General features: G+C 71.6%; 22 protein-coding genes. 13 read left to right on the top strand and 9 right to left on the bottom strand.

The window, feature by feature from the left end:
• Positions 1–42: 42 nt before the first annotated feature.
• Positions 43–1,062 carry an ABC transporter ATP-binding protein gene (locus ACZ6AA_RS04970; protein WP_468452398.1) on the top strand — a complete coding sequence of 340 codons (1,020 nt, stop codon included), beginning with the start codon at positions 43–45 and terminating at the stop codon, positions 1,060–1,062.
• 3 nt (positions 1,063–1,065) lie between these two features.
• Positions 1,066–1,836: an ABC transporter permease gene (locus tag ACZ6AA_RS04965; protein ID WP_468452400.1), complete on the top strand. Its 771-nt coding sequence runs from the start codon at positions 1,066–1,068 to the stop codon at positions 1,834–1,836.
• A gap of 8 nt (positions 1,837–1,844) precedes the next feature.
• Here ACZ6AA_RS04965 and ACZ6AA_RS04960 read toward each other — a convergent pair whose 3' ends face one another.
• On the bottom strand, positions 1,845–2,711 hold the full coding sequence (locus tag ACZ6AA_RS04960) for a hypothetical protein (protein ID WP_471456296.1): 867 nt from the start codon (positions 2,709–2,711) through the stop codon (positions 1,845–1,847).
• A gap of 283 nt (positions 2,712–2,994) precedes the next feature.
• Here ACZ6AA_RS04960 and ACZ6AA_RS04955 point away from each other — a divergent pair, with 283 nt between their 5' ends.
• The 3 genes from ACZ6AA_RS04955 to ACZ6AA_RS04945 all read left to right on the top strand — a co-directional run bounded on the left by ACZ6AA_RS04955 (position 2,995) and on the right by ACZ6AA_RS04945 (position 6,270).
• Positions 2,995–3,888 carry a hypothetical protein gene (locus ACZ6AA_RS04955; protein ID WP_471456294.1) on the top strand — a complete coding sequence of 298 codons (894 nt, stop codon included), beginning with the start codon at positions 2,995–2,997 and terminating at the stop codon, positions 3,886–3,888.
• A gap of 163 nt (positions 3,889–4,051) precedes the next feature.
• Positions 4,052–5,251 carry an ATP-binding cassette domain-containing protein gene (locus tag ACZ6AA_RS04950; protein WP_471456292.1) on the top strand — a complete coding sequence of 400 codons (1,200 nt, stop codon included), beginning with the start codon at positions 4,052–4,054 and terminating at the stop codon, positions 5,249–5,251.
• Between the two features lie 158 nt (positions 5,252–5,409).
• Complete coding sequence (locus tag ACZ6AA_RS04945; protein WP_468452637.1) at positions 5,410–6,270, top strand: ABC transporter permease; 861 nt, start codon at positions 5,410–5,412, stop codon at positions 6,268–6,270.
• A 30-nt stretch (positions 6,271–6,300) separates the two neighbouring features.
• On the opposite strand, the gene ACZ6AA_RS04940 is transcribed toward ACZ6AA_RS04945, so the two are convergent.
• Positions 6,301–6,642: an ATP/GTP-binding protein gene (locus tag ACZ6AA_RS04940; RefSeq protein WP_468452406.1), complete on the bottom strand. Its 342-nt coding sequence runs from the start codon at positions 6,640–6,642 to the stop codon at positions 6,301–6,303.
• Positions 6,643–6,878: 236 nt separating this feature from the next.
• Between ACZ6AA_RS04940 and ACZ6AA_RS04935 the strand changes: the two genes are divergently transcribed.
• Positions 6,879–7,967 carry an LLM class flavin-dependent oxidoreductase gene (locus ACZ6AA_RS04935; protein WP_468452408.1) on the top strand — a complete coding sequence of 363 codons (1,089 nt, stop codon included), beginning with the start codon at positions 6,879–6,881 and terminating at the stop codon, positions 7,965–7,967.
• A gap of 194 nt (positions 7,968–8,161) precedes the next feature.
• On the opposite strand, the gene ACZ6AA_RS04930 is transcribed toward ACZ6AA_RS04935, so the two are convergent.
• Positions 8,162–8,554, bottom strand: coding sequence for an SCO5389 family protein (locus tag ACZ6AA_RS04930; RefSeq protein ID WP_016643275.1), 393 nt, complete (start codon positions 8,552–8,554; stop codon positions 8,162–8,164).
• 256 nt (positions 8,555–8,810) lie between these two features.
• Here ACZ6AA_RS04930 and nucS point away from each other — a divergent pair, with 256 nt between their 5' ends.
• Complete coding sequence (gene nucS, locus ACZ6AA_RS04925) at positions 8,811–9,482, top strand: endonuclease NucS (protein WP_471456289.1); 672 nt, start codon at positions 8,811–8,813, stop codon at positions 9,480–9,482.
• 214 nt (positions 9,483–9,696) lie between these two features.
• Here nucS and ACZ6AA_RS04920 read toward each other — a convergent pair whose 3' ends face one another.
• The 4 genes from ACZ6AA_RS04920 to ACZ6AA_RS04905 all read right to left on the bottom strand — a co-directional run bounded on the left by ACZ6AA_RS04920 (position 9,697) and on the right by ACZ6AA_RS04905 (position 14,774).
• Positions 9,697–12,342, bottom strand: coding sequence for an ATP-binding protein (locus tag ACZ6AA_RS04920; protein WP_471456286.1), 2,646 nt, complete (start codon positions 12,340–12,342; stop codon positions 9,697–9,699).
• Positions 12,343–12,569: 227 nt separating this feature from the next.
• Complete coding sequence (locus ACZ6AA_RS04915) at positions 12,570–12,893, bottom strand: STAS domain-containing protein (protein WP_030361223.1); 324 nt, start codon at positions 12,891–12,893, stop codon at positions 12,570–12,572.
• 224 nt (positions 12,894–13,117) lie between these two features.
• Positions 13,118–13,966: a 3-hydroxyacyl-CoA dehydrogenase family protein gene (locus ACZ6AA_RS04910; RefSeq protein ID WP_468452414.1), complete on the bottom strand. Its 849-nt coding sequence runs from the start codon at positions 13,964–13,966 to the stop codon at positions 13,118–13,120.
• Between the two features lie 169 nt (positions 13,967–14,135).
• On the bottom strand, positions 14,136–14,774 hold the full coding sequence (locus ACZ6AA_RS04905; protein WP_468452416.1) for a TetR/AcrR family transcriptional regulator: 639 nt from the start codon (positions 14,772–14,774) through the stop codon (positions 14,136–14,138).
• A gap of 97 nt (positions 14,775–14,871) precedes the next feature.
• On the opposite strand from ACZ6AA_RS04905, the gene ACZ6AA_RS04900 reads away from it, so the two are divergent.
• The 3 genes from ACZ6AA_RS04900 to ACZ6AA_RS04890 are packed head-to-tail and all read left to right on the top strand — an operon-like array spanning position 14,872 to position 17,040.
• On the top strand, positions 14,872–15,654 hold the full coding sequence (locus ACZ6AA_RS04900; RefSeq protein ID WP_468481182.1) for an ABC transporter ATP-binding protein: 783 nt from the start codon (positions 14,872–14,874) through the stop codon (positions 15,652–15,654).
• 29 nt (positions 15,655–15,683) lie between these two features.
• Entirely contained in the window at positions 15,684–16,439 is a 756-nt protein-coding gene (locus ACZ6AA_RS04895; protein WP_471456281.1) for an ABC transporter permease, read from the top strand.
• Between the two features lie 13 nt (positions 16,440–16,452).
• Positions 16,453–17,040: a cob(I)yrinic acid a,c-diamide adenosyltransferase gene (locus ACZ6AA_RS04890; protein WP_468452421.1), complete on the top strand. Its 588-nt coding sequence runs from the start codon at positions 16,453–16,455 to the stop codon at positions 17,038–17,040.
• 19 nt (positions 17,041–17,059) lie between these two features.
• Here the strand turns inward: ACZ6AA_RS04890 and ACZ6AA_RS04885 are convergent, their stop codons facing one another.
• Positions 17,060–17,641, bottom strand: a complete 582-nt coding sequence (locus ACZ6AA_RS04885; protein WP_468452422.1) for a hypothetical protein — start codon at positions 17,639–17,641, stop codon at positions 17,060–17,062.
• Positions 17,642–17,856: 215 nt separating this feature from the next.
• On the opposite strand from ACZ6AA_RS04885, the gene ACZ6AA_RS04880 reads away from it, so the two are divergent.
• From ACZ6AA_RS04880 to ACZ6AA_RS04870, 3 genes are all read left to right on the top strand, one after another.
• Positions 17,857–19,056 (top strand): sensor histidine kinase, encoded by a 1,200-nt coding sequence (locus ACZ6AA_RS04880; RefSeq protein ID WP_468452423.1) that lies wholly within the window; start codon positions 17,857–17,859, stop codon positions 19,054–19,056.
• The gene (locus ACZ6AA_RS04875; RefSeq protein WP_468452425.1) at positions 19,053–19,703 is read left to right on the top strand and encodes a response regulator; all 651 of its coding nucleotides are present in this window, start codon (positions 19,053–19,055) and stop codon (positions 19,701–19,703) included. Before ACZ6AA_RS04880 ends, ACZ6AA_RS04875 begins: the two co-directional genes overlap by 4 nt.
• 200 nt (positions 19,704–19,903) lie before the next feature.
• Positions 19,904–21,781 (top strand): glycosyl hydrolase family 18 protein, encoded by a 1,878-nt coding sequence (locus ACZ6AA_RS04870; RefSeq protein WP_468481185.1) that lies wholly within the window; start codon positions 19,904–19,906, stop codon positions 21,779–21,781.
• 81 nt (positions 21,782–21,862) lie between these two features.
• On the opposite strand, the gene ACZ6AA_RS04865 is transcribed toward ACZ6AA_RS04870, so the two are convergent.
• On the bottom strand, positions 21,863–24,163 hold the full coding sequence (locus ACZ6AA_RS04865) for an MMPL family transporter (RefSeq protein WP_468452429.1): 2,301 nt from the start codon (positions 24,161–24,163) through the stop codon (positions 21,863–21,865).
• Between the last annotated feature and the right edge of the window lie 219 nt (positions 24,164–24,382).

Here is a 24,382-nt window from a genome sequence, read left to right as displayed (position 1 = left end):
CGCCAAGTGGCAGGGGGCTCCGTCCCGTTTTAGCGTGTGCGCATGATCGAGCTTGAGGGTCTGACCAAGCGGTACGGCGAGAAGGTCGCCGTCAACAACCTCACCTTCACCGTCCACCCGGGCACCGTCACGGGTTTCCTCGGGCCGAACGGCGCGGGCAAGTCGACGACGATGCGGATGATGCTGGGGCTCGACAACCCGACCGCGGGCGATGTGCGCATCGACGGCAAGCACTACGCCCAGCTGAAGGACCCGCTGAAGTACATCGGCGCGCTCCTCGACGCCAAGGCCATGCACGGCGGCCGCAGCGCCTTCAACCACCTGCTGTGCCTGGCGCAGTCCAACGGCATCCCGCGCGCCCGGGTCCATGAGGTCCTGGACACCGTCGGCCTGACCGCGGTCGCCAGGAAGAAGGCCAAGGGCTTCTCGCTCGGCATGGGCCAGCGCCTGGGCATCGCGGGCGCGCTGCTCGGCGACCCCGAGATCCTGATGTTCGACGAGCCGGTGAACGGGCTCGACCCCGAGGGCATCCACTGGATCCGCAATCTGATGAAGTCCCTCGCCGCCCAGGGCCGCACGGTCTTCGTCTCCTCGCACCTGATGAGCGAGATGGCGCTCACCGCCGAGCACCTCGTCGTCATCGGCCAGGGCCGGCTGCTCGCCGACACCTCCATGTCGGAGTTCATCCGGCAGAACTCGCGCTCCTACGTCCGGCTGCGCTCCCCGCAGCGCGAGCGGCTGCTCGACGTGCTGCACGAGGCGGGCATCACCGCCGTCGAGGCGGGCAACGGCACCCTCGAAGTGGACGGCGCGGGCCCCGAGCGGCTCGGTGAGCTGGCCGCGCAGCACCAGCTCGTCCTGCATGAACTCAGCCCGCAGCAGGCCTCGTTGGAGGAAGCGTTCATGCAGCTCACGGCCGAGTCGGTGGAGTACCACGCACACGCCGACCACCAGGGTCCCGGCGCCGCGGCCCCCGGCCCGACGCCACCTCCCGGCGGGACTCCCCCGGACCCGGGGCAGGGCTGGGGCGCGGGCTGGCAGCAGCCGGGGAAGGGGAACTGAGCCATGGCCGCCACGCAGGTACTCAGGTCGGAGTGGACCAAGATCCGCTCGGTCGCCTCGACCGTCTGGACGCTCGGCCTCGCCGTCGTCGTCACGATCGCCCTCGGCATGCTGATCAGCATCCTGTCCAAGAACGACTACGACAGCCTCAGCCGCGAGGACAAGATCACCTTCGATCCGACGTACATCAGTTTCGCCGGGATGTCCCTCGGCCAGCTCGCGATGATCGTCTTCGGTGTCCTTGTGGTCTCCAACGAGTACAACACCGGCATGATCCGCACCTCGCTCGCGGCGGTCCCGCAGCGCGGCACGTTCCTGTTCAGCAAGGTCACGGTCGCCGCGCTGCTCGCCTTCGTGGTCGGCATCGCCACCAGCTTCGTCGCGTTCTTCCTCGGCCAGGCCATGCTCGGCGAGTACAAGGCGCACATCGGCGACCCGGGCGTGCTGCGGGCGGTCATCGGCGGCGGGCTCTACATGACCCTCATCGCGATGTTCTCGATGGGCGTCGCCGCGATGCTGCGCAGCCCGATGCTGTCCCTCGGCATCCTGATGCCGTTCTTCTTCCTGATCTCCAGCATCCTCGGCAATGTGTCGGCGACGAAGAAGATCGGCCGCTTCCTCCCCGACCAGGCCGGCAGCAAGATCATGCAGGTCAAGTCCCCCTTCGACGACGACACCCCGTACGGCCCCTGGGGCGGCCTCGGCATCATGGTGGCGTGGACGGCCCTCGCTCTCCTCGGCGGCTACGCCCTCCTGAAGAAACGCGACGCCTGACCCCCGCCTCAGCCGCTCCCCTCCCCGTCACCCGGCGGCAGCAGGTCGTCGAACCGCGACCAGCCGCCCCACCGCCACACGTCCCGGCCCAGATCCGGCTCCAGCGGCACGAAGCGCCCCAGCTCGAAGTCCCCGGCCTCCAGGTCGAACCACCGCTCGTCCGCCACCTCCGTGCCCAGACGCACCGTCCGCGCGCTCAACCGGACGAGCAGCTTGACCCCGCTCGACCGTGACAGGTCCTTGCCCTGGATCTCGCGGAACGGCAGCGTCGGCACCGGCGCCTCGATCGGTATCCACACGGTGAAGGGCGCCCCGCGCTCCACGGCGAGCCAGTAGCGCTCGTCGGCCGGCTCGCCCTTCTCGTCCAGGACCTTCAGCCACTTCTTGTAGATGACGAGGCTGCCGTCGTGCGGCGAGGGCTCCAGGTAGCGCAGGTGCGCCCGGGCCCTGAGGTCGACGACGGACAGGTTGTCGAAGCGGTTGTAGAAGCGGATGGCGATGATCCCGTCCTGGCCGCTCGCGCAGCGCGGCGCGTAGTCGGGGAAGTCCGTGGTCCGGGCCTGGGAGATGCTCGCGCGCCGCCTCCAGACGAAGGGCCGCAGCGCGAACATCTTGATCAGCACGATGCCGAGCAGCACCGCGGGGGCGAGCGCGCCGGTGATCGAGGCGACGGTCGCGAGGAGTTGCTGCGCGGTGTTGTCCCGCTGCGGTTCGAGGTTGTCGGTGCCGACGCAGGCCCGCAGGACCGTGAGGCCGAGGTCGAAGAGTCGCTCCTGGTCGCCGAAGCGTTCCGCGAGGGACCGCTTCGACGTCGCGGCGAGCGTCCACAGCGCCGCGACCAGGGCGGAGAGGACCGCGAGCGCGGCCAGCGCCATCAGGAGCAGCGAGTGGACGGAGTGACCGGCGATCCACCAGCGAACGGATTTGCGGTACCGCGGATGCGGGCCCCGCCCCTGCCCACTCGACCGAAGCACCACCAACCTCAAGTCCCCTCGTTCTCGGGTCAGTTGGAGAGACAACCTAGAATGGACTGGCATCTTTCCCAGTGAACGTCCCGACCAATCGCGCCACGGCAGGCGAGGGCAGGCCCCGGTGCGGTGGGAATCTGCGTGGCAGGCTGCGTCTCCGCATCGCGCGACCACCCCGAAAGGCGTCACCGTGACGACAAAGGACCGAAGCCTCTCCGCGCTCGGCTTGGACGACGTGCCGGCGAGACAGCCGCTGACCTACCCCGGACGCCAGATCCCCGGCCCTTGCCTCCTCACCGGCGACGAGCTGCTCCAGCTCGACGTGCGCCCGCTCCGGCTCGGCGACTGGCACGTCGAGGAGCTGGGGGGACAGCCGCTCGACGACGTCCTCACCGAGCTCGGACAGGCGACCGCGGGCGACCGCCACCCGGTCATCGCGGTCGGCTCGAACGCCTCCCCCGGCCAGGTCGCGCACAAGCTCACCCGACTCGGCATCCCGGCGGCGGTGCCGATGGCGCCGGTGCGGGTCGAGGGCATCGCCGTGGGCTGCTCGGGGCACATCAGCCCGGCCGGGTACGTGGCGGCGACCCCGTACGTGGAGCGCGCGGCGGTGACGCGGCTCGTCCTGACGTGGCTGGATTCGGCACAGCTCAAGGCGGTCGACGAGACCGAGTTCCCGGACTACCGGCGGGCGGTGCTGCCGGGCGACCAGTTCACGATGACGCTGGCGTCGGGCGAGCGGCTGGGCGGCGCGTACATCTACTTCAGCGCGCACGGCGTGCTCACCGACCCCGCCGGCGGCCTGCCACGACCGGGCGGCGGCGACCAGGCGACGCTGCTCCAGGCCCTGCTCACGGCCTCCCCACGCCTGCGGGACCTGCTCGGGCCCGCCCCCGGGAGCTGGGTGGCCCGCGCCGGGGCCGAGCGCGCCGTACGCGAAGAGGGCACGCGCGTCTTCGGGGAGGAGGGCTGGGTGCTCCCGCAGACGGACTTCCTGCCCTATGCCGACGAGTCCGCAGAGCTGCTCCGGTACGACGACCTGCCTCCGTTGGACGGCTCCCTGGGCGCCGGGACGGCTTCCTGACCGGGGGCGACTTCCTGACCCGGGGGGGGCGGCTCCCCGGCCTTCCTTCGGTTTGACCGGAGTTTTACTCGCTCTTGGCTGGAACCGTCAGCCCGCAGATATCCTCCTAACCCTTACGGGGGCGTGTGCCCCGACGTCCTGAACCATTCGATGGGTGCGGAGAATGATCGAGGCAGTCGGCCTGACGAAGCGCTACGGCGCCAAGACAGCCGTGTACAACCTTTCCTTCCAGGTGCGGCCCGGCACCGTGACCGGCTTCCTCGGCCCCAACGGGTCCGGCAAGTCGACGACGATGCGCATGATCCTCGGGCTCGACGCGCCCTCGCACGGGCAGGTGACGATCGGCGGCTACCCGTACCGCAAGCTGCCGAACGCGCCCCGTCAGGTCGGCGCCCTGCTCGACGCCAAGGCGGTGCACGGCGGTCGGCACGCCCGCAACCACCTGCTGTGCCTCGCGCAGCTCTCCGGCATCCCGGCCCGGCGCGTGGACGAGGTGCTCGGCGTCGTCGGCCTCCAGGAGGTGGCGCGGAAGCGGTCCAAGGGCTTCTCGCTCGGCATGGGGCAGCGGCTCGGCATCGCCGCGGCGCTGCTCGGCGACCCGCAGGTGCTGCTCTTCGACGAGCCGGTCAACGGCCTCGACCCCGAGGGCATCCTCTGGGTGCGCAACCTGATGAAGTCGCTCGCCGCGGAGGGACGTACGGTCTTCGTCTCCTCGCACCTGATGAGCGAGATGGCGCTCACCGCCGAGCACCTGATCGTCATCGGCCGCGGCCAGCTCCTCGCGGACATGAGCGTCAAGGACTTCATCTCGACGAACTCCGCCGACTTCGCCCGGGTGCGCACCCCGGACACCGACCCGCAGCAGCGCGAGAAGCTCACCGCCGCGCTCACCGAGGCCGGCGGCCAGGTGCTGCCCGAGCAGGACGGCGCGCTCCGTATCACCGGCCTGCCGCTGCCCCGCATCAGCGACCTCGCGCACGGCGCGGACGTCCGCCTGTGGGAGCTCTCGCCGCACCAGGCCTCGCTCGAAGAGGCGTACATGCGCATGACGCAGGGCGCCGTCGACTACCGCTCCACCGCCGACCAGCGCGCGGGCCTGCAGCAGCTTCCGCCCGGCGCCATGGCGCAGCCGCAGCAGCCCCAGCTCCCGGTGCCCGGCCAGGGCCAGCCCGGCTGGTACGCCCCGCCGCCGCCCCAGCAGGGCGGCCAGCCCTTCGCGATGCCGCAGGGCGCGCCGCCGCAGGCCGCACCGCCCGCCCCCGACGCGAACCCGTACGCCGCGGCCCCCCAGGCCCCGGCCGCGGCCCCCTCCGCCGCGCCCGACATGACCAAGAGCGCCACCGACAACGAGGAATCCCGATGACCACGCCTCCGACTCCGCAGCAGCCGCAGGCGCAGCCCCAGCAGCCGCAGGACCCGTCGGCCCACGCCGCCCCGGCCCAGCAGCCCCAGCCCCCCGTGCAGCAGCCCCAGCAGGCCTACGCGCACGCCGGGGCCCCGGTGCCGCACGGCGCCCCGGCCATGGCGGGCGCCCCCGCCGCGCCCGCGCCCGCGGCCCCGGCCCCGCCGTCGGCCTGGCAGCAGGCGATGAGCAACGCCTACACCTCGCCGATCCCGATCAAGAAGACCAACCTCGGGCACGCCCTCGCCTCCGAGTGGACGAAGATCAAGTCGGTCCGCTCCACGGTGTGGACGCTGAGCATCTTCCTGATCCTCGTCATCGGCATCGGTCTGCTCGCCGTCGCGAACACGCAGTCCGACGACTACCGCGACGTGCCGTTCACGGTCCCGGCGTTCTTCGGCCTGATGCTCGGCCAGATCTGCCTGATCACGCTGGGCGTCCTGGTGACCTCGTCCGAGTACGGCACGGGCATGATCCGCACCACGTTCACCGCCTCGCCGCAGCGCCACCGCGTGCTCGCGGCGAAGGCGCTGATCTTCTTCATCATCGCCTTCGTGGCGTCCGCGGGCTCGATCCTGCTCGTGGGCCTGATGGCGTCGGGCGCGCACAGCGGCCCGGAGGCGGGCGACATCGCCTGGGGCGGCACGGTCGTCAAGGGCGCCCTGTACGTCTCGCTGCTCGGCGTGCTCGCGCTCGCCGTCGGCTCCATGCTGCGCCACTCCGCCGGTGCCATCACGACGATGCTCGGCGTGGTCCTCGTGCCCGCGATCCTGCCGGGCTTCCTCGGCATCTGGGACAGCACCCAGAAGCTCGGCGACAAGATGGCCGACTACAACGCCATCAACTCGCTCGCCAAGATCTTCCGGATCGACGGCCTCGACAACACCAGCACGGGCACGTCCCAGCTGATGCTGCTCGTCGTGATCACGGCCGCCGCCGTGGTCGGCGCCTTCGCCCTCCTGGAGAAGCGCGACGTCTGACCGGAGCGGGCCTGCCTCGTCGGAGCGGCCCTAGTACCTCGGCGCGTTACGGGACCGCCGCACCCTCGTGGTGCGGCGGTCCTTCGCGTTCCAGCACGCCGTGTGCCAGTGCCTGCGCTCGTCCACGCCCGAGTGCTCGGGCCAGGCCACCACGTGCGCGAGCCCGGAGGGGATCTCCTGGTCGCAGCCCGGGCAGCGGTAGGTCTTGCCGGCCGCGCTCGCGCCCGCGACATGGCGCACGCTCCACTCCTCGCCCTGCCAGCTCTCGGCGCGCTGGAAGCCGCCGTAGCGACCGGACGGCTCCGCCTCCTGGGGACCTTGGCCCGGACTGGGATCTCCGGCGCCCTTGGGGCGGTTGCGACGCGGCGACACGGGACACCTCACGAAGGGACGAGGGCTTGGCTGGGCGGGCCGCCGACAGCGGGCGGGCGTATGTCCAGCCTACGCACCGTACAGAGGGGTACATGTCCTCCACCAACCCCCACAGACCCCTCCGCGCCGCGCAGAAAATCTGCCAATCTGCCCGCGAAGCCGTGCCTTTGGCACTTGTCACGCGTTGTTGCCGGTAGGGGAGTGCCTGCGTCGGTGCCAAGGAGGCAGGAAGTTCGATGCGCTTAGGAAGTTTTGTGCTGGCCGCCCAGTTCCCGGGACAGGGCCACGGGGAAGCACTGCACCGCGCCGTGCGGTCCGTCGAAGTCGCCGAGGAAGCGGGCCTCGAATCGGCCTGGCTCGCCGAACACCACTTCGTGCCGTACGGCACCTGTCCGTCCGCGATCACGCTCGCGGCCCTGCTGCTCGGCCGCACCCGCCGCATCCGCGTCGGCACCGCCGTCAGCGTGCTGCCCACCGTCCACCCCGTGGCCCTCGGCGAGCAGGCCGCACTGCTGCACGTCACCTCCGGCGGGCGCTTCTCGCTGGGCGTGGGCCGCGGCGGCCCCTGGGTGGACCTGGAAGTCTTCGGCTCGGGCATCGAGGCGTACGAGAAGGGGTTCCCGGAATCCCTCGACCTGCTGCTCAGCTGGCTCAGCGGGGCGGGCCGGGTGGCGGGCCCCGGCGGCCGGTTCGCCTTCCGTGACGTCGCGGTCGTGCCGCGCCCGACGGAGTCCCTCGGCGGGCCCTCGGCCCCGTTCCCGGACCTGCCCGCGCCGCCGGAGCCGGACCGGGCCGGGCCGGCCGCGGGCCCCGAGGTGGTCGTCGCCTGCACCTCGCCGTCCAGCGTCCGCCTGGCCGCCGCCCGCGGCCTGCCGATGCTCCTCGGCATGCACGTGGGCGACGAGGAGAAGGCCGAAATGGTGGCGTTGTGGAACAGGCACGCGCGCGCCGCGGGGCGCACGCCGGAGGAGGTGGCGCGAGCCGCACACGTCTCGGCCGGGGTCGCGCAGATCGCGGACCGGCGCGTGGAGGCCAACGAGACCCTCACGAAGGCGATGCCGGGCTGGCTGAAGTACGGCCTCGACGCCCATGTCACGGTCGACGGCCGCGTTCGCGCCATGCGCGACCCGCTCGGCTACACGGAACTGCTGTGCGGCATCCACCCCGTGGGGACGCCGCAGGTGTGTGCGGACCGCCTCGCGGCGACCTCCGAGCGCACCGGCATCACACGCTTCGCGTTGCTCGTGGAGGGCTCGGGCGATCTCGCGACGACAGAGGAGAACGTACGCCGTCTGGGCACGGAAGTACTCCCACAACTGACCTGACCAGGCGCCCCGAAGGCGCACGGGACCCGGCGCGCCCCAAAGGGGCGCGGGGAACTGCGCGCCCAGCCCCCACAGCCCCGCAGACAAGAAAAAAAGGGGGCCCAGGGGCACCCCACACAAAGGCGCCCCCGCCAGAAGAATGCTGCCGCCCCGGACTGAAACACCTCCCGCGTACGGAGCGGCAGCAACTGTCCTCAGCAGTCGCGAAGCTCGGGCGACTGATTCAGCAACTGGCCGCGAATCGAAGTGAACTTGGCCAGCCTGTCGTCCGCGGAGCCGTCCAGCGGGAACACCGCCACACGGTGGCAGTTCTGGAACGCCAGACGGACCCCGAAGTGGCGCTGCAAGGCGCCCCGAATCGCGTCACTCGCGAGCGCGCGGAGCAACTGACCGCGCGCCTGCTCGTCCGGCGGCGGCGTCTGGTTGTCGGCGAACTCGCCGCCGTCGACCTTCAACTGGGCCACCAGGGAGCTGACCATCTCCCACGCGTAAGGCAGGGAGGTCCGGACGCAGTCGACGAATGCTGCTTCGTCGACCTCGCCTCGCTCGGCCTGTTCCAACAGTGCCGGTGAGACGTCGAGCGACATGGGTTCTCCTCTCGCACCCCCAGGGAGCAGGGGCTTACGGACAGGGAAGGAGCTCGCATACGCAGCGTGCACGTGCGACGACCTCCTGCTTCTACGGTAGGCAACGGCTCGGTCGACCACCAGGAGATTGGGCGCATAACCGGCCAGGATCGAACGGGTTCATCGCTGGACAAGTGGTGCGGTCCACGGGTCCCCCGAGTCGGGAGCGACCCACGGAATTCGCCGCACCACCCCGCGTCGAGTAGCGTTGCCGACCATGCGTCTCGTCATCGCCCGCTGCTCCGTGGACTACGCGGGCCGGCTCACCGCCCACCTCCCGTCGGCCCCCCGCCTGATCCTCGTCAAGGCGGACGGAAGCGTCTCCATTCACGCTGACGACCGGGCCTACAAGCCCCTCAACTGGATGTCGCCGCCGTGCACCCTGAAGGAGGGCTCCGGCGACGACGCCGGTGTGTGGACCGTCATCAACAAGGCGGGCGAGAAGCTCATCATCACCATGGAGGAAGTCCTCCATGACTCCTCACACGAACTGGGTGTCGACCCGGGACTCATCAAGGACGGCGTGGAAGCACACCTTCAGGAGCTGCTCGCCGACCGGATCGAGACACTCGGTGAGGGATATACGCTGATCCGCCGCGAGTACATGACCGCGATCGGCCCGGTCGACATCCTCTGCCGCGACGGCGAGGGGCAGACGGTCGCCGTCGAGATCAAGCGCCGCGGCGAGATCGACGGCGTCGAGCAACTCACCCGCTATCTGGAGCTGTTGAACCGCGACCCGCACCTGGCTCCGGTCAAGGGCGTCTTCGCCGCCCAGGAGATCAAGCCACAGGCGCGCGTGCTCGCCACCGACCGCGGCATCGGCTGCGCCGTCCTCGACTACGACGCCCTGCGCGGCATCGAGGACGACAAGCTGCGCCTGTTCTGAACCGCCCGCCCCGCCGGGGCGACCCACGCGTACGAAGGGGCCGGACTCCCGAGGGAGTCCGGCCCCTTCGCGCGTGGCGCGTTCCCGCCCCAGGGGGCGCGACAGCTCATGGGCGCGCCCCTGTGTGTCCGCGCGCCTCCGCCATGTCCGCGCGCCCGCGTCGTGTCCGTACGCCTCCGTCGTCCCCGTACGCCTCCGTCGGCGCGGCCGCCCGTCAGATCACCGCCGACGAGCCGGATCCCGACGTGCCGCCCGTCACCGGGCCGGAGGTGGCCGGGCTCGACGACTCCGGGCCGCTCGCCGAGGTGGTGGTGTCCGGCGAGGACGGCGGCGACGACGGGGTGGTCGGCGGCGGCGTGGTCGGCGGAGTGGTGGGCGGGGTCGTCGGCGGAGTCGTGGGGGGCTTCGTCGGCGGCTTCGTGGGCTTGGTCGGCTTGTCCGTCGGCTTCGTGGGCTTGTGCGTCGGCCTGGTCGGCTTGTCGCTGGGCTTGCCCGACGGCTTCGTCGGCTTGCCGCTCGGCTTGTCCGACGGGTCCTTCGGGTCGTCGCTCTCCGACGGCCTGCCGCTCGCGCCGGGCTTCGGGTCGTCGGAGGTGCCGGGCACCCCGTCCTTGCCGGGGTCGCCCGGCCCTTCCGAAGAGCCGTCGCTCGGCTTGTCCGCGCCGAGCCCGCCGCCGTCGTCATCCGCGCTGGCCGACTGGTCGGTGCGCACCCGGTCGGGCGTCCCGTCGTCCTTGTCGGAGGTCGCGCCGAGCGTCACCACCGTACCGAGCACCGCGACGAGCAGCGCGCCCGCCCCGGCCGCGACCAGGTTGCGCCGGGTGCCGCGCACGATGGAGCGGCGCGTCGAACCGGACCCGGACCCGGAGCCCGCGGTCGAGCCGGGGCCCGTCGCGGGGACGGCCTGCCGGGTGACGACGGTGTCGGCCTCCGGGGGCGGCGGCGCGGGCAGCGCGAACGCGGTGGGAATGCCGCCGGGCGGGGACGCCGACTCCTCGTACCGGGCGTCGGGCACCTCCTCGCCCGCCGCCGACCTGCCGTCCGGCAGCATCCCGCCGGAGCGGTCGGCGACCAGGGCGAGCGCCCTGCGGCCTGCGATCATGCCGCGCTTGTCGGCGAGGGCGCCGCGCAGGCCGATGGAGGCCTCCAGCTCGGCGCGGGCCCGGTCCAGGCGTCCGGCGCAGAGCGCGAGGATGCCCAACTCGTGGTGGAAGTAGGCCTCTTCGGCGACCTCGCCGGAGGTGCGCGAGGCCTCCTGCCCGGACCTGAGCGCCCGCTCCCAGGCGCCCCAGTTCAGCCCCCCGGCGAAGGCGGGCGCGGCCGTGCGGGCGAGGAGCACCGCGGCGGACGGTTCGGCGCCGCTGTCGGCCCCGGCGCCGGGGCCGTTGACCAGGGCGGTGAGCGCGGCGAGGATCGCGTCGGACTCGGCGGCGACCCGCTCGGGGGCCACCGAGGGGTGCCCGGACCACCAGGCGTAGTGCCGCGCGGCGGACTGGGCGTTCGCGGTGGCGTCGTCGGCGTATCCGGCGCCCTCCAGCTGGGTGCGCACTCCGGCCGCGAGGCGGTAGTGGCCGCCGACCGGGGTGACGAGGGCGCAGTCGACCAGCTCGCCGAGCGCGGCGTCGGCGTGGGTGTCGCCGACGAGCGCGGGCAGATGGGCGGGGTGCGGCAGTTCGCCGCCGAGGGCGACGGCGAGCCGCAGTGCGGCGCGCGCGGACGCGCTGAGGCGGGAGGCGAGCAGCGCGGCGGGCGCGGCCCCGTCGGCGAGGGAGGGCAGCGGTACGTCGTGCCCGGTGGCGTCGAACGGCGCGTCGTAGCCGGGGCCCTGGTCGGGGCCGTACTCGTCGAAGGCGCCGGGGTCGGCGAGGAGCCGGTCGCGCTGGCGCAGCAGGGCTCCGGCCTGGACGAAGCGCAGCGGCAGGCCCTCGGACTCGAACCACAGGTCGCCGGCCCAGTTGGCCTCGTCGTCCGTGAGGACGCGGCCGACGACGCGCTCCAGGAGTTCCAGGCCGCCGCCGCGGCCGAGGCCGCCGAGGAAGACCTCTTCGAGGTGGGACTCGGGCGAGGGCGCGGCGATGTCGGGCGTCGCGGCGACGAGGAAGGCGCACTCGGGGGTGGCGTCCAGGAGCTCTTCGAGGGCGGCGCCGCCGAACTCCAGGTCGTCGAGGACGACGACGGCGCCGATGTCGCGGAGCAGCTCGCGCAGCAGGGCCGGGTCGGGGCGGTGCAGGGGCGCGTCGTGGACAGCGGCGAAGAGGTCGTGCAGCAGGTCGCCGACGGTGCGGTGGTAGCCGCTGAGGCGGATCACGCCGTCGGGGGCGAGGTCCGCGCAGTCCTCGGCGACGGCGGCGAGCAGCGCCGTGCGGCCGGATCCGGCGGGGCCGGTGAGGCGCACGGAGCGGCCGCGGGCGAGGAGGCGCACCAGGCGCTCGCGCTCCTCCTGCCGTTCGAGCAGCGGCAGGCGGGGCAGGGCGGGGCCCGGCGGCACGGGCGGCTGGGCGGCGCGGCGGCGTTCGGCGCGCTCGACGGCGGAGTGCCGGGGCGGAAGTCCGGGCCGCTCCCCCGGCGGGCAGGGCTCTATCTCGCTGCCGTCGACGGGGTTCACGGTGAGCAGGAAGTCGCCGGACACGACCTGGACAGTGCGGGCGACGGCGGGCGGCCCGAAGTCGGCGGTGGCCGACGGGCCCGACGGGGGCGGGCCCGGTGGTGCGTCCTGCGGCGTCTGGTGCCCGGGTGCCGTCGCGCTGTCGTCGTGGGTGCCTTCGCGGCCGATCCCCGTGCCCTCGCGGTCGATCCCCGCGCCGTCGCGGCCGTCACCGTCGTGGCCGTACTCTTCCGGTCCCCGGTTCGTCGGGTCCATGGTCTCAGCCCCCCAGATGCGTCGTGTGCGAAGCCCCCTCCGGCCTTGAGCACACCGCGCTGTCGCTTCTGGTCCGGTGCCCCCCGTGCGGGTTCGTCTATCGGCAGGCGACCGAACCCTAAACCTTCTTCAGTATCCCTGTGGAAGGCGGGGTACCGCCCGGTCCGAGACGTCACAGTCTCGTGAGGATTGTGCGTGAGGGAGCGCTCCCGCCCCCCTCGCGCGGCTTATACGCGAGGGAGGGATTCGACCCCGATGCCGCCTTCGATGGCGAGGATGCGGTGGAGTCGGGTGGCGACGAGGAGGCGCTGCATCTGCGGGGGTACGCCGCGCAGCACCAGGCGGCGGCCGCAGCGTCCGGCGCGCCGGTGGGCGCCCATGATGACGCCGAGTCCCGTGGCGTCCCACGAGTCGAGTTCGGACAGGTCGAGCACCAGGTCGCCGGCGCCGTCGTCGACGGCCGAGTGCAGGACCGTACGGGCGTCCGCCGCGCTGCGTACGTCGAGGCGTCCCCCGACGACCAGCTGGGCCTGGTCGCCCCTGATGTGCATATGCGCTCCCCAAGAGTGCGGTGTCGTATGTGGCGCCTGTGCCGCGAGGCGTCTGTGTATGTCACAGCAACTGACTGCCGCCCGGGTACGGAAGTTGCCGTCTGTAAGCGAACCGATACCGAATTCACCCCGAGGGGTGATCCCAGGAGGCGTACAGGCGTCGGTATCCGCAGTCAGTGCTCGTAGAAGCTCGGTGCTCGTGGAAGCTCAGTGCTTGTAGAAGCTCAGTGCTTGTAGAAGCCCTGCCCGCTCTTGCGCCCGATGTCACCGGCGTCAACCATCCGGCGCATCAGCTCCGGCGGGGCGAACTTCTCGTCCTGGGACTCCGTGTAGATGTTGTCGGTGGCGTGCAGCAGGATGTCGACGCCGGTGAGGTCGGCGGTGGCGAGCGGGCCCATGGCGTGGCCGAAGCCCAGCTTGCAGGCGATGTCGATGTCCTCGGCGCTGGCGACGCCCGACTCGTAGAGCTTGGCGGCCTCGACGACGAGGGCGGAGATGAGGCGGGTGGTCACGAAGCCCGCGACGTCGCGGTTGACGACGATGCAGGTCTTGCCGACGGACTCGGCGAACTCACGGGTGGTGGCGAGGGTTTCGTCGCTCGTCTTGTGGCCGCGGACCAGTTCGCACAGCTGCATCATCGGCACCGGCGAGAAGAAGTGGGCGCCGACGACGCGCTCCGGACGGTCCGTCACGGCCGCGATCTTGGTGATCGGGATGGCGGAGGTGTTGGAGGCGAGCACGGTCTCGTCGCGCACGATCTTGTCGAGCGTCCGGAAGATCTCGTGCTTGACGTCGAGCCTCTCGAACACGGCCTCGACCACGATGTCCGCGTCGGCGGCGGCGTCCAGGTCGGTGGTGGTCGTGATGCGGCCGAGCGCCGACTGAGCAGCCTCGGCGTCCATTTTGCCCTTGCTGACGAACTTCTCGTACGAGGCCTTGATGCCGTCGGTGCCGCGGGTCAGCGCCTCGTCGGTGACGTCGCGCAGGACGACGTCCCAGCCCGCCTGTGCGGATACCTGGGCGATCCCGGACCCCATGAGTCCGGCTCCGATGACGGCGAGCTTCCGTGCCACGTTACGACTCCCCTTACTACCGACGACTGAGCGCTTACACGCTGTTTAGGTATCGCTCTGGCCCGGACATTAGCGCTCACAGCCGCTCAGGGGACCGCTAAGAGACGCACGCCACGTCCCATTTGACGGACATCACACCGGCAGGGGTCCCCGGGGGCCCGTCAGGGCGTCATGTGGCCGTGCGGATCCCGTAGTTGAGGACCTGCTCGCCGAGCAGCTCCTCCAGTTCGTCGAGCAGGTCGAGGGCCTCGCGGGAGACCTCCTCGGGCGCCCGGCGCTTCATCATCTCGGCGCCGATCCAGGCGAAGACGGTGCCGTACGCCCAGACGAGCTGGCCCGCGACGAGCTCGGGGAGGTGGCCGGGGACGGGGCCCGCCTCCTCGCGCAGGGTGGCCTCCAGGTCCTTGAGGGTCTCCTGCTGCAGGGCCCACAGGCGGGAGCGCAGGGCGGGCGACTCGGCGATGACCTTCATGAAGTCGGCGTACCCGGCGAAGAGCCCGACGGTCGGCGAGACGCCTTCGACCAGGGCGCGCAGCTCGCGCAGGACGGCGGCGGCCGCCGACTCCCCCGCCCGGCGCCCGCGCACCCACCGCGAGAGCCGGTCGACCATCTCGACGCCGCGGTCGAGGAACAGGTCCTCCTTGGCCGGGAAGTAGTTGTAGACCGTGTTGACCGAGACGTCGGCGGCGTCGGCGATCTCCGCGACGGTCACGGTGACGAAGCCGTGCTCGACGAACAGACCGGTCGCGATGTCCGAGATCCGCTGCTTGGTCTGGCGCTTCTTCCGCTCCCTGAGCCCCTCAGTCATGCCCCCATCGTAGCTTCGCTGGTCTTCATTAAAACTTGGGCTCCTCAAAAACTTGGGCGCATTGCAAAATTTAAGAGGCTCTGTTTTTGTAGTCTCCATGGCAATCATCAGCACGGCCGGACTGGCCAAGACGTTCACGACGAAGGCGGGCCCGGTGGAGGCCGTGCGCGGCATCGACCTGACCGTCTCCCCCGGCGAGATCCTCGGCTTCCTCGGCCCGAACGGCGCGGGCAAGACGACCACGCTGCGCATGCTCACCACGCTCCTGCCGCCCACCGGCGGCGCCGCCACGGTCGCGGGCTTCGACCTGGCCCGCGAGCCCGCCGCCGTACGCGGCCGGATCGGGTACGTGGCCCAGTCGGGCGGCGTCGACCTGAACATCTCGCTGCGCGAGGAACTGGTCACCCAGGGGCGGCTCTACCGCCTCCCGAAGGCCGAAGCCGTCGCCCGCGCCGAGGAGTTGGCCAGCGACCTCGGCCTGACCGACCTGCTCGACCGCAAGTGCGCCGCCCTCTCCGGCGGCCAGCGGCGGCGGCTCGACATCGCCATGGGCCTGATGCACCGGCCCGCGATCCTCTTCCTCGACGAGCCGACGACGGGCCTCGACCCCGGCGCCCGCGCCGACCTGTGGGACCTGGTGCGCCGCCTGCGCGACGACCACGGCACGACCGTGTTCCTGACCACGCACTATCTGGACGAGGCGGACGCCCTGGCCGACCGGATCGTCGTCGTGGACCAGGGCGTCGTGGTCGCCGACGGCACCCCGGGCGCCCTCAAGCTCCAGTACGCGGGCTCGGCCGACGCACCCCTCCAGGACGCGTTCCTCGCCATCACCGGCCGCGGCCCGGCCCCCGTCGACCGGACGCCCGTCGCCGTCTAGCCGCCTCCCCTACGACCCCAGGACTCCCCATGCCCGCACTGCTCTCCGACACCGCCCTGGTCTTCGGCCGCTACGCCCGCCAGACCCTGCGCTCCAAGTTCCAGATGCTCTTCGGCGTCCTCACGCCCCTGCTCTATCTGCTCTTCTTCGGGCCGCTGCTCACCGATCTGCCGCTGGGCTCGCGCGGCGACTCCTGGCAGGTGCTCGTGCCGGGGCTGCTGCTCCAGCTCGGCCTCTTCGGGGCGACGTTCAGTGGCTTCGCGATCATCATCGAGAAGCAGTTCGGGGTGGTGGAGCGGATGCGGGTGACGCCCGTGAGCAGGCTCGCGCTGCTGCTCGGGCGGGTGCTTCGGGATGCCGCGCTGTTCGTGTTCCAGGCGGTGCTCCTGGTCCTCGCGGCGCTGGTCATGGGGCTGCGGGCGCCGGTCGCGGGCGTGCTCATCGGCTTCGCCTTCGTGGGTGTCCTGACGCTCTCGCTGGCCGCGCTCTCGTACGCCCTGGCCCTGAAGGTCTCCAAGCCGCACGAGTTCGGGCCCGTGGTGAACGCCGTGAGCATGCCCTCCATGCTGCTGTCCGGCCTGATGCTGCCGATGGCCCTCGCGCCGGGCTGGCTGGACGTCCTGTCGCACTTCATGCCGTTCCGCTATCTCGTGGACGCGGTGCGGGCGGCGTACGTCGGCGACTACGCGAGCCACGCGCTGCTGTACGGGGTGGTGACGGCCGCGGCGTTCGCGGCGCTGTCCGTGATCGTCGGCACACGCGTGTTCCGGACGGCCGGGGCCTAACTACTCTGGCCGCATGGTCAATCTGACGCGCATCTACACCCGGACCGGCGACCAGGGCACCACGGCCCTCGGCGACATGAGCAGGACCGCCAAGACCGACCTCAGGATCTCCGCGTACGCGGACGCCAACGAGGCCAACGCCGCCATCGGCACCGCCATCGCCCTCGGCGGCCTGGCCCCGGAGGTCGTGGCGGTCCTCACCCGGGTCCAGAACGACCTCTTCGACGTGGGCGCCGACCTGTGCACCCCCGTCGTCGAGGACCCGAAGTACCCGCCGCTGCGCGTCGAGCAGCCCTACGTCGACAAGCTGGAGGCGGACTGCGACCGCTTCAACGAGGACCTGGAGAAGCTGCGCAGCTTCATCCTGCCGGGCGGTACGCCGGGCGCGGCCCTGCTGCACCAGGCGTGCACGGTGGTGAGGCGGGCCGAGCGGTCCACCTGGGCGGCGCTCGACGAGCACGGCGCCGCCGAGAAGGGCGGCACCATGAACGCGCTCACCGCGACCTACCTCAACCGCCTCTCCGACCTCCTCTTCATTCTCGCCCGGACGGCGAACAAGGAGGTCGGAGACGTGCTGTGGGTGCCCGGCGGGGAGCGCTGACCGGCGCGGAGGGCGGCGCTCAGACCTTGGTGAGGTCGTGCGGCCGCTCGTCCCGCTCCTCCGGTCCCGGCGCCGGCTTCCGCTTGGGGAACAGCGTGTAGCTCAGCGCGATCAGGCCGTGGATGCCGGCGGTGCGCCACGCGGTGTGCATCCACGAGTCCAGCGACCCCGTGCGGCCCGGGTCGTCCACGTACCACTTGGCGAGAAGCAGCAGCCCGGACGCGACCGCCGCCGCGAGCACCGTGCCCAGCCAGACCTTGCCCTCGTGTCGGGCGCGCGGCCAGCCGTAGCGCGGCGGGCGCGGCACCGGGGTGCCGTTGAAGCGGTGCGCGGCGTGGCCGTCGAGCCACTTCACGGTGCGGTGGCCGTGGCCGACGGTGTAGCCGATGTAGACCGCGGCCAGGCCGTGCTTCCAGCTCGGGTCGGCCCCGTTCTTCAGGTCGATGGCCGTGACGACCAGCAGGAGCAGTTCGAGCAGCGGCTCACAGAGCAGGATCGCGAGGCCGAGGCGCGGCATCTTCAGCAGGTAGCGGGCGCCGAGGCCCGCGGCGAGGATGACCCAGAAGCCGACCTCGCAGATGATGATCAACGTGACGATCACGGCTCGTTCCTCCTACTGCGCTGTCCCGGGGTACAGCCCCCGGTCCCCCGGCCGAAAAGCTGGGCCCTGGTTCTCGTGGTCACCTCTCAAGGCTCCCGCCGGGAGCGGGGCGGATCGTCGTCGCGAGTGACGAATCGCGGCTGCATCCTTCGATGTACCGGGGCTTCACCCGGCATAGGGAGGCCAGGGCGCGCCGGGCCGTGTTGGATGGAGTCATGCCGCTGCCGTTCCTCCGCCGCCCGGACGTCGTCGACGTCCGCATCTGTGTGGTCAGCCTGGTCAGCGGTCTCGGCCTGTACGCACTCGGCATCACGATGCAGTCCCGCGCGCTCGGCCCCGCCTGGTCGCTGGTGCCGCTGTTCGTCATGGCGGGCCTGGTCCTCGTCCGTCGCACGGCGCCGCAGCTCGCGCTCGGCGTGGGCACCGTCGCGGTCATCGCCGATCAGTTCACGACCGGGAACCTGGCGACGGTCGTGATGTTCACGGACCTCGTGTACGCGGCCGTGGTGTACGGCACGCCCGCCCAGGCCCGGCGCATCCCGGTGGTGACGGGACTGATCACGGTCGCGGTGACCGTCGGCTTCCTGGCCTGGTTCCGGCAGGCGGACGCGATCCTCGTAGGTGCTGTGACCGCGCTCGTGTCGTTCGCACCCGCGACCACGGGCGTCCTGGTCCGCAACCACAGGGAGGCCGCCGACCTGGCCCGGCTGCGCGCCGAGCAGACCGCGCTGCTCGCCGAGAAGGACCGCGCGCAGGCCGTCACCGCCGAGCGCGCGCGGATGGCCCGCGAACTGCACGACATGGTCGCCAACCATCTGTCGGCCATCGCCATCCACTCCACGGCCGCGCTGTCCCTGGACGACCCGCGCACGACGCAGGACGCGCTCACCGTCATCCGCGAGAACAGCGTGGAGGGCCTCGCCGAGATGCGCCGCCTCATCGGCATCCTGCGCGACTCCAGCGGCGACCTGGAACCGGCCGCCGCGCCCACCCTGGACGGCCTCGGCGCGCTCGCCGAGAACGCCCGCACCAACGGCCTCGACGTCCGCCTCGCCGACACCCGCACCCCGGACGACCCGCCCCTGCCCGCGCCGGTCGAGCTGGCCGCGTACCGCATCGTCCAGGAGTCCCTCACCAACGCCCTCAAGCACGCCGCGCCCGGCCCGGTCACCGTGACCCTCGACCGGGAGCCGGACGGGCTCCGGGTGTCCGTGAGCAGCCCGTTCGGTGAGGTCAGGGGGCCGCGCGCACCCGGCTCCGGCGCCGGTCTTGTCGGCATGGAGGAACGGGCCGCGCTGCTCGGCGGGACCTTCGAGTCCGGCCCCGAGGCGCATCCGGACGTGCCCGGCGCCAAGGTGTGGCGGGTCGAGGCCCGTCTGCCCATCGACCCCAAAGACCAAGGAGTCCCCGAATGATCCGCGTGCTCGTCGCCGAGGACCAGTCCGCCGTGCGGGCGGGCCTGGTCCTGATCCTGCGCAGCGCGCCCGACATGGAGGTCGTCGGCGAGGCCGCGGACGGCGAGCAGGCGGTGGCCCTGGCCCGGGAGCTGCGGCCGGACCTGGTCCTCATGGACGTGCAGATGCCCCGGCTCGACGGCGTCTCCGCGACCCGCCAGGTGGTGGCCGAACAGCTGGCGGACGTGCTCGTGCTGACCACGTTCGACCTCGACGAGTACGTCTTCGGGGCGCTGCGCGCGGGCGCGTCCGGCTTCCTCCTGAAGAACACCGAGGCCAGGGACCTCCTGGAGGCGGTACGCACGGTCGCCCGCGGCGAGGGCCTGATCGCCCCCGCGGTCACCCGCCGCCTGATCGCCGAGTTCGCCACGCCGCGGCGCACCCCGCGCCGGGGCAGCACGGTGGATCCGGCGGTGCTCGACACCCTCACCCGCCGCGAGCGCGAGGTCCTCTCCTGCCTCGGCGAGGGCCTCTCCAACGCGGAGATCGCAGGCCGCCTGGACATGGCGGAGGCGACGGTGAAGACCCATGTGAGCCGCCTGCTCGGCAAGTTGGAGCTGCGCAGCAGGGTGCAGGCGGCCGTGCTCGCCCAGGAGCTGGGGGTCTGACCGCTCAGGCATCGGCCTGGCGGCCTCGTCCTCGAACTCCCCCAATCCAGACAGTGGTTCAGACCCTTGACCGTTGGTCCAGACCTTTCTACTCTCGGCTCACTGCGGTGGGCACATGACAGGCACAGAACAGGCACAGCGTGCTCACGGGCGTCGCAGGGTTTCACCCCCACCCCCGGAACTCGACCGAGGAGCACCCCTTGCGCGTCAGACACAGGTCAAGACATCGGCTGACAGCCGGGCTCACCACTCTGCTGCTCCCGCTCGCCACCCTGGTCGCCCTCGGCGGCAGCGCCGAGGCGGCCCCGGACACCGCGCCGAAGAGCGCGCAAGCCGCCCCCAAGGCCGCCGCCGGGGCCACCGCCACGTACGCCAAGACCCAGGACTGGGGCTCCGGCTTCGAGGGCAAGTGGACCATCAAGAACACCGGCACCACCGCCCTCAGCTCCTGGACCGTCGAGTGGGACTTCCCCGCCGGCACGAGGGTGGCGTCGGCGTGGGACGCGACGGTCACCAACTCGGGCAACAAGTGGACCGCGAAGAACCTCGGCTGGAACGGCTCCCTCGCCCCCGGCGCGACCGTCTCCTTCGGCTTCAACGGCTCCGGACCCGGCTCCCCCTCCAACTGTCTGCTGAACGGCGAGAGCTGCGACGGCGGCGGCCAGCCCGGCGACAACCCGCCCTCCGCCCCCGGCACCCCGACCGCGTCCGACATCACCAACACCTCGGTGAAGCTGGACTGGAAGGCCGCGACGGACGACAAGGGCGTCAAGAACTACGACGTGCTGCGCGACGGCGCGAAGGTCGCCACGGTCACCGGCACCTCGTACGCCGACTCCGGGCTCACCAAGGGCACCGACTACTCCTACAGCGTCCAGGCCCGCGACACCGCGGACCAGACCGGGCCCGCCAGCGGCTCGGTGAAGGTGCGCACCACGGGCGGCGGCCCCGACCCCGACCCCGGTGCCAAGGTGAAGCTCGGGTACTTCACCAACTGGGGCGTCTACCAGCGCAACTACCACGTGAAGAACATCGCGTCCTCCGGCTCCGCCGAGAAGATCACGCACATCAACTACGCGTTCGGCAACGTCCAGGGCGGCAAGTGCACCATCGGTGACGCCTACGCCGACTACGACAAGGCGTACACCGCCGACCAGTCCGTCGACGGCGTCGCCGACACCTGGGACCAGCCGCTGCGCGGCAACTTCAACCAGCTGCGCAAGCTGAAGGCCAAGTACCCGCACATCAAGGTCCTCTGGTCGTTCGGCGGCTGGACCTGGTCCGGCGGCTTCACCGACGCCATGAAGAACCCGGAGGCGTTCGCGGACTCCTGCTACAAGCTGGTCGAGGACCCGCGCTGGGCGGATGTGTTCGACGGCATCGACCTGGACTGGGAGTACCCGAACGCGTGCGGCCTCAGCTGTGACACCAGCGGCCCGGCCGTGATGAAGACGATGATGCAGGCGTTCCGGAACAAGTTCGGCGCGAACAACCTCGTCACCGCCGCCATCACCGCCGACGCCTCCCCGGGCGGCAAAATCGACTCCGCCGACTACGGCGGCGCCGCGCAGTACACCGACTGGTACAACGTGATGACGTACGACTTCTTCGGCGCCTGGGACGCCAAGGGTCCGACGGCCCCGCACTCGCCGCTGACCGACTACCCGGGCATCCCGAAGGGCGGCTTCAACTCCGCGGCGGCGATCAACAAGCTGAAGGCCAAGGGCGTACCGGGCAAGAAGCTCCTGCTCGGCATCGGCTTCTACGGCCGCGGCTGGACCGGCGTCACCCAGAAGGAGCCAGGAGGCACGGCCACCGGGGCCGCGCCGGGCACCTACGAGGCGGGCATCGAGGACTACAAGATCCTCAAGAACTCCTGCCCGTCCAACGGCACGGTCGCGGGCACGGCCTACGCCCACTGCGGCAACAACTGGTGGTCGTACGACACCCCGGCGACGATCCGCGCCAAGATGGCCTGGGCCAAGGAGCAGGGCCTCGGCGGCGCCTTCTTCTGGGAGTTCAGCGGCGACACGGCGGGCGGTGAGCTGGTCAGTGCCATCAACGACGGCCTGAAGTAGCACCGTCGGCCGCTCGTCCCCGATACGAAGCCGGGGAGGCGGGAACGCCCCCCGCCTCCCCGGCTTCTTCGCGCCCTCCCGTCAGCGGCGCGACTCCGATCCGTAGGGCGATCCGTACTCCTGCCGCTGGTAGGTACCTGCGTACGTGCCGTACTCCGCGGGCGCGGGGACCTGGTGGTCATGACCGCGGTGCCCGCCGCGGCCGCCGTGCGCGCCGCCGGGTCCGCGGCCCGACCGCGAGGGCCACCACGTCGCCCGGCCGAGCATCGCCACCACCGCGGGCACCAGCACGATCGAGAGGACCAGCGAGGACAGGCCGATGCCGAGGGCGGTGACGAGGCCGATCTCCTGGGTACCCGGGGACGGGTTGACGGCGAGGCTCGCGAAGGAGCCCGCGAGGACGACGCCGGCGGTGACAATGGCCGGAGCCGTGTGCCGCACCGCGGCGGCCACCGCCTGGCGGGCCGGTCCCGGGCGCCCCATCTCCTCCCGGATGCGGTCGCTGATCAGGATGTTGTAGTCGGTGCCGAGGGCGACGACGAACAGGAACAGCACGAGCGGCAGCGTGAAGGACACGCCCGGCCGGTCGAGCAGGTGCTGGAAGACGAGCACGCCGGACCCGAGCGTCGCCGTGAAGCCGAGCCCGATGGCGAGCATGAGGACCATCGGCGCGAGCAGGCTGCGCAGCAGGGCCACCAGGATCAGGGCGATCAGCCCGGCGGCCACGGGGAAGACCACCTTGAGGTCCTTCGACACCGCCTCGGAGACGTCCGAGAAGATCGCGGCCTGACCCGACACATGGGCCTCGGTGCCGGGCGGCGCCGCCTTGGAGACGACGGGCCGCACCTCGTCGGAGACGACGTCACGGGCCCGCTGCGACTGCACGTCCATGTCCAGGTAGAAGTCCACCTTGGCGGCCGTGTGCTCCTTGTTGAGCACGGGCGCGGCCACCCGGCCGACACCCTTGACGGCCTTCAGGTCCTTGGTGAGGCCTTCGAGTCCCGCCCGGTCGATCGTGGCCTTCTTCGCCCCGTCGGCCGCGACGTACACGGTGTGCGGGCTGTCCACGCCGCCGGGCAGCGCCTTGGATATCTCCTTGGCCGTCGCCCCCGCGGGCGTGTCGTCGGGGCCCGAGCCCGTGCCGTAGTCCATCTTCATGCCGAGCACACCGGCGCTCAGCGCGACCAGGAGCCCGACGCTGGCGGCCACGAAGAGGAACGGGCGCCGGGCGACGCGCTCCCCGAGGCGCGCGCTCATCCCGGGGCGCGGCTCCTCACGCAGCGACCGCGACGGCCAGAACATCTTGCGCCCACAGACCGCGAGCAGCGCGGGCATGAAGGTGAGGCTGGCGACGAGCATCACCAGGACGCACACCGCGATGGCCGGGCCGAGCACCTTGAACTGGCCGAAGCTCGCGATGCCGAGGGTGGCGAACGCGGCCACGATGGTGAGCGCCGCCGAGGTGATGGCCGCCCCGACGCGGCCCGCGCACTCCGCCGCGACGCCGCGGGCGTTCTTCTTCGGGTTCGGGTCGGCGCGCAGCAGTTCACGGAAGCGGAACAGCAGGAACAGGAAGTAGTCGATGCCGATGCCGAGCAGGACCACGGTGATCAGGGACGGTGTCGACGGGTCGAGCTTGAAGTCGAAGAGGAGCGCCGTGCCGACCACCGCGCCGGTCGCGGCGCCGCCGACGAGGACCACCGCGAGCAACGGCAGGATGGCGGCGAGGACGCTGCGGAAGGCCAGGACGTTCAGGAGCACGATGAGCCCGAAGGTCAGGATCCCGACCAGCTTCTCGGTGTCCTCCTGGGCCTCCGTGGTGTCGGCGAGGTCCGCGATGCCGCCGGTGAAGCCCGTGCGCAGGTCCGCCCTGGCGAACTCGTCCTCGGCGTGGTCGCGGAATTCCCGGTAGACGTCCTGGAGCGCGGGGTCGTTCCTGTTCCCTTCGAGCGATACGGAGAGCAGCCGGAACGTGCCGTCGGGCGCGGCGGCACCGGACTTCACGACCGGTGTCTGCGAGTGGTCCGTCAGCATGAACGAGGGCAGGTCGTCGGGGTTGGGCATCTTCAGGCGCCGCTCACCGAGACCGCGGGCGATCTCGTCGATGTGCCGTCGGTCGCCGCCGGTGAGCTTCTTGCCGTCGTCACGGCCGACGAGCACGGTGACGGCGTTGTCGTCGGGCTTCGCGCCGAACCGGTCCTCGGCCGTCTCCATGGCGGCCGCCGAGTCGTACGACTTCGGCAGGAAGCTGCTGACATCGGGCTGGGTGACGCTGTGCATCTTCGCCTGACCGACAATGGACAGGCCGGCGGCGAGCAGCGTCCAGAGCAGGATGAATTTCCAGGCGTGGCGAGTGGTCAGGGCGGTCAGGGATCTGATCACGGTGTCCTCCGGTGGGGTGGCCGGCCCGGTCCCACCGGGCTCCTCCAGAAGATCACCGGCGACGTCGCCGACTCGTCGCCCGCGGCGACGAAACCGCCCCGGGACCAGGGCCTTGGCCCCCACCGCGACCAGGACCCAGCTCCTAGCCGCGAACTCCACCCGGGGGATGACGCCGACGCCCCGCCCCCGGGCTGAAATGAATCACGGACCCGCGCGGAA

The sequence above is a fragment of the Streptomyces sp. NPDC040610 genome (genome assembly GCF_055594065.1).
Note: the sequence above shows the minus strand (reverse complement) of the source record. Positions and strands in the feature narration are given on the sequence as shown.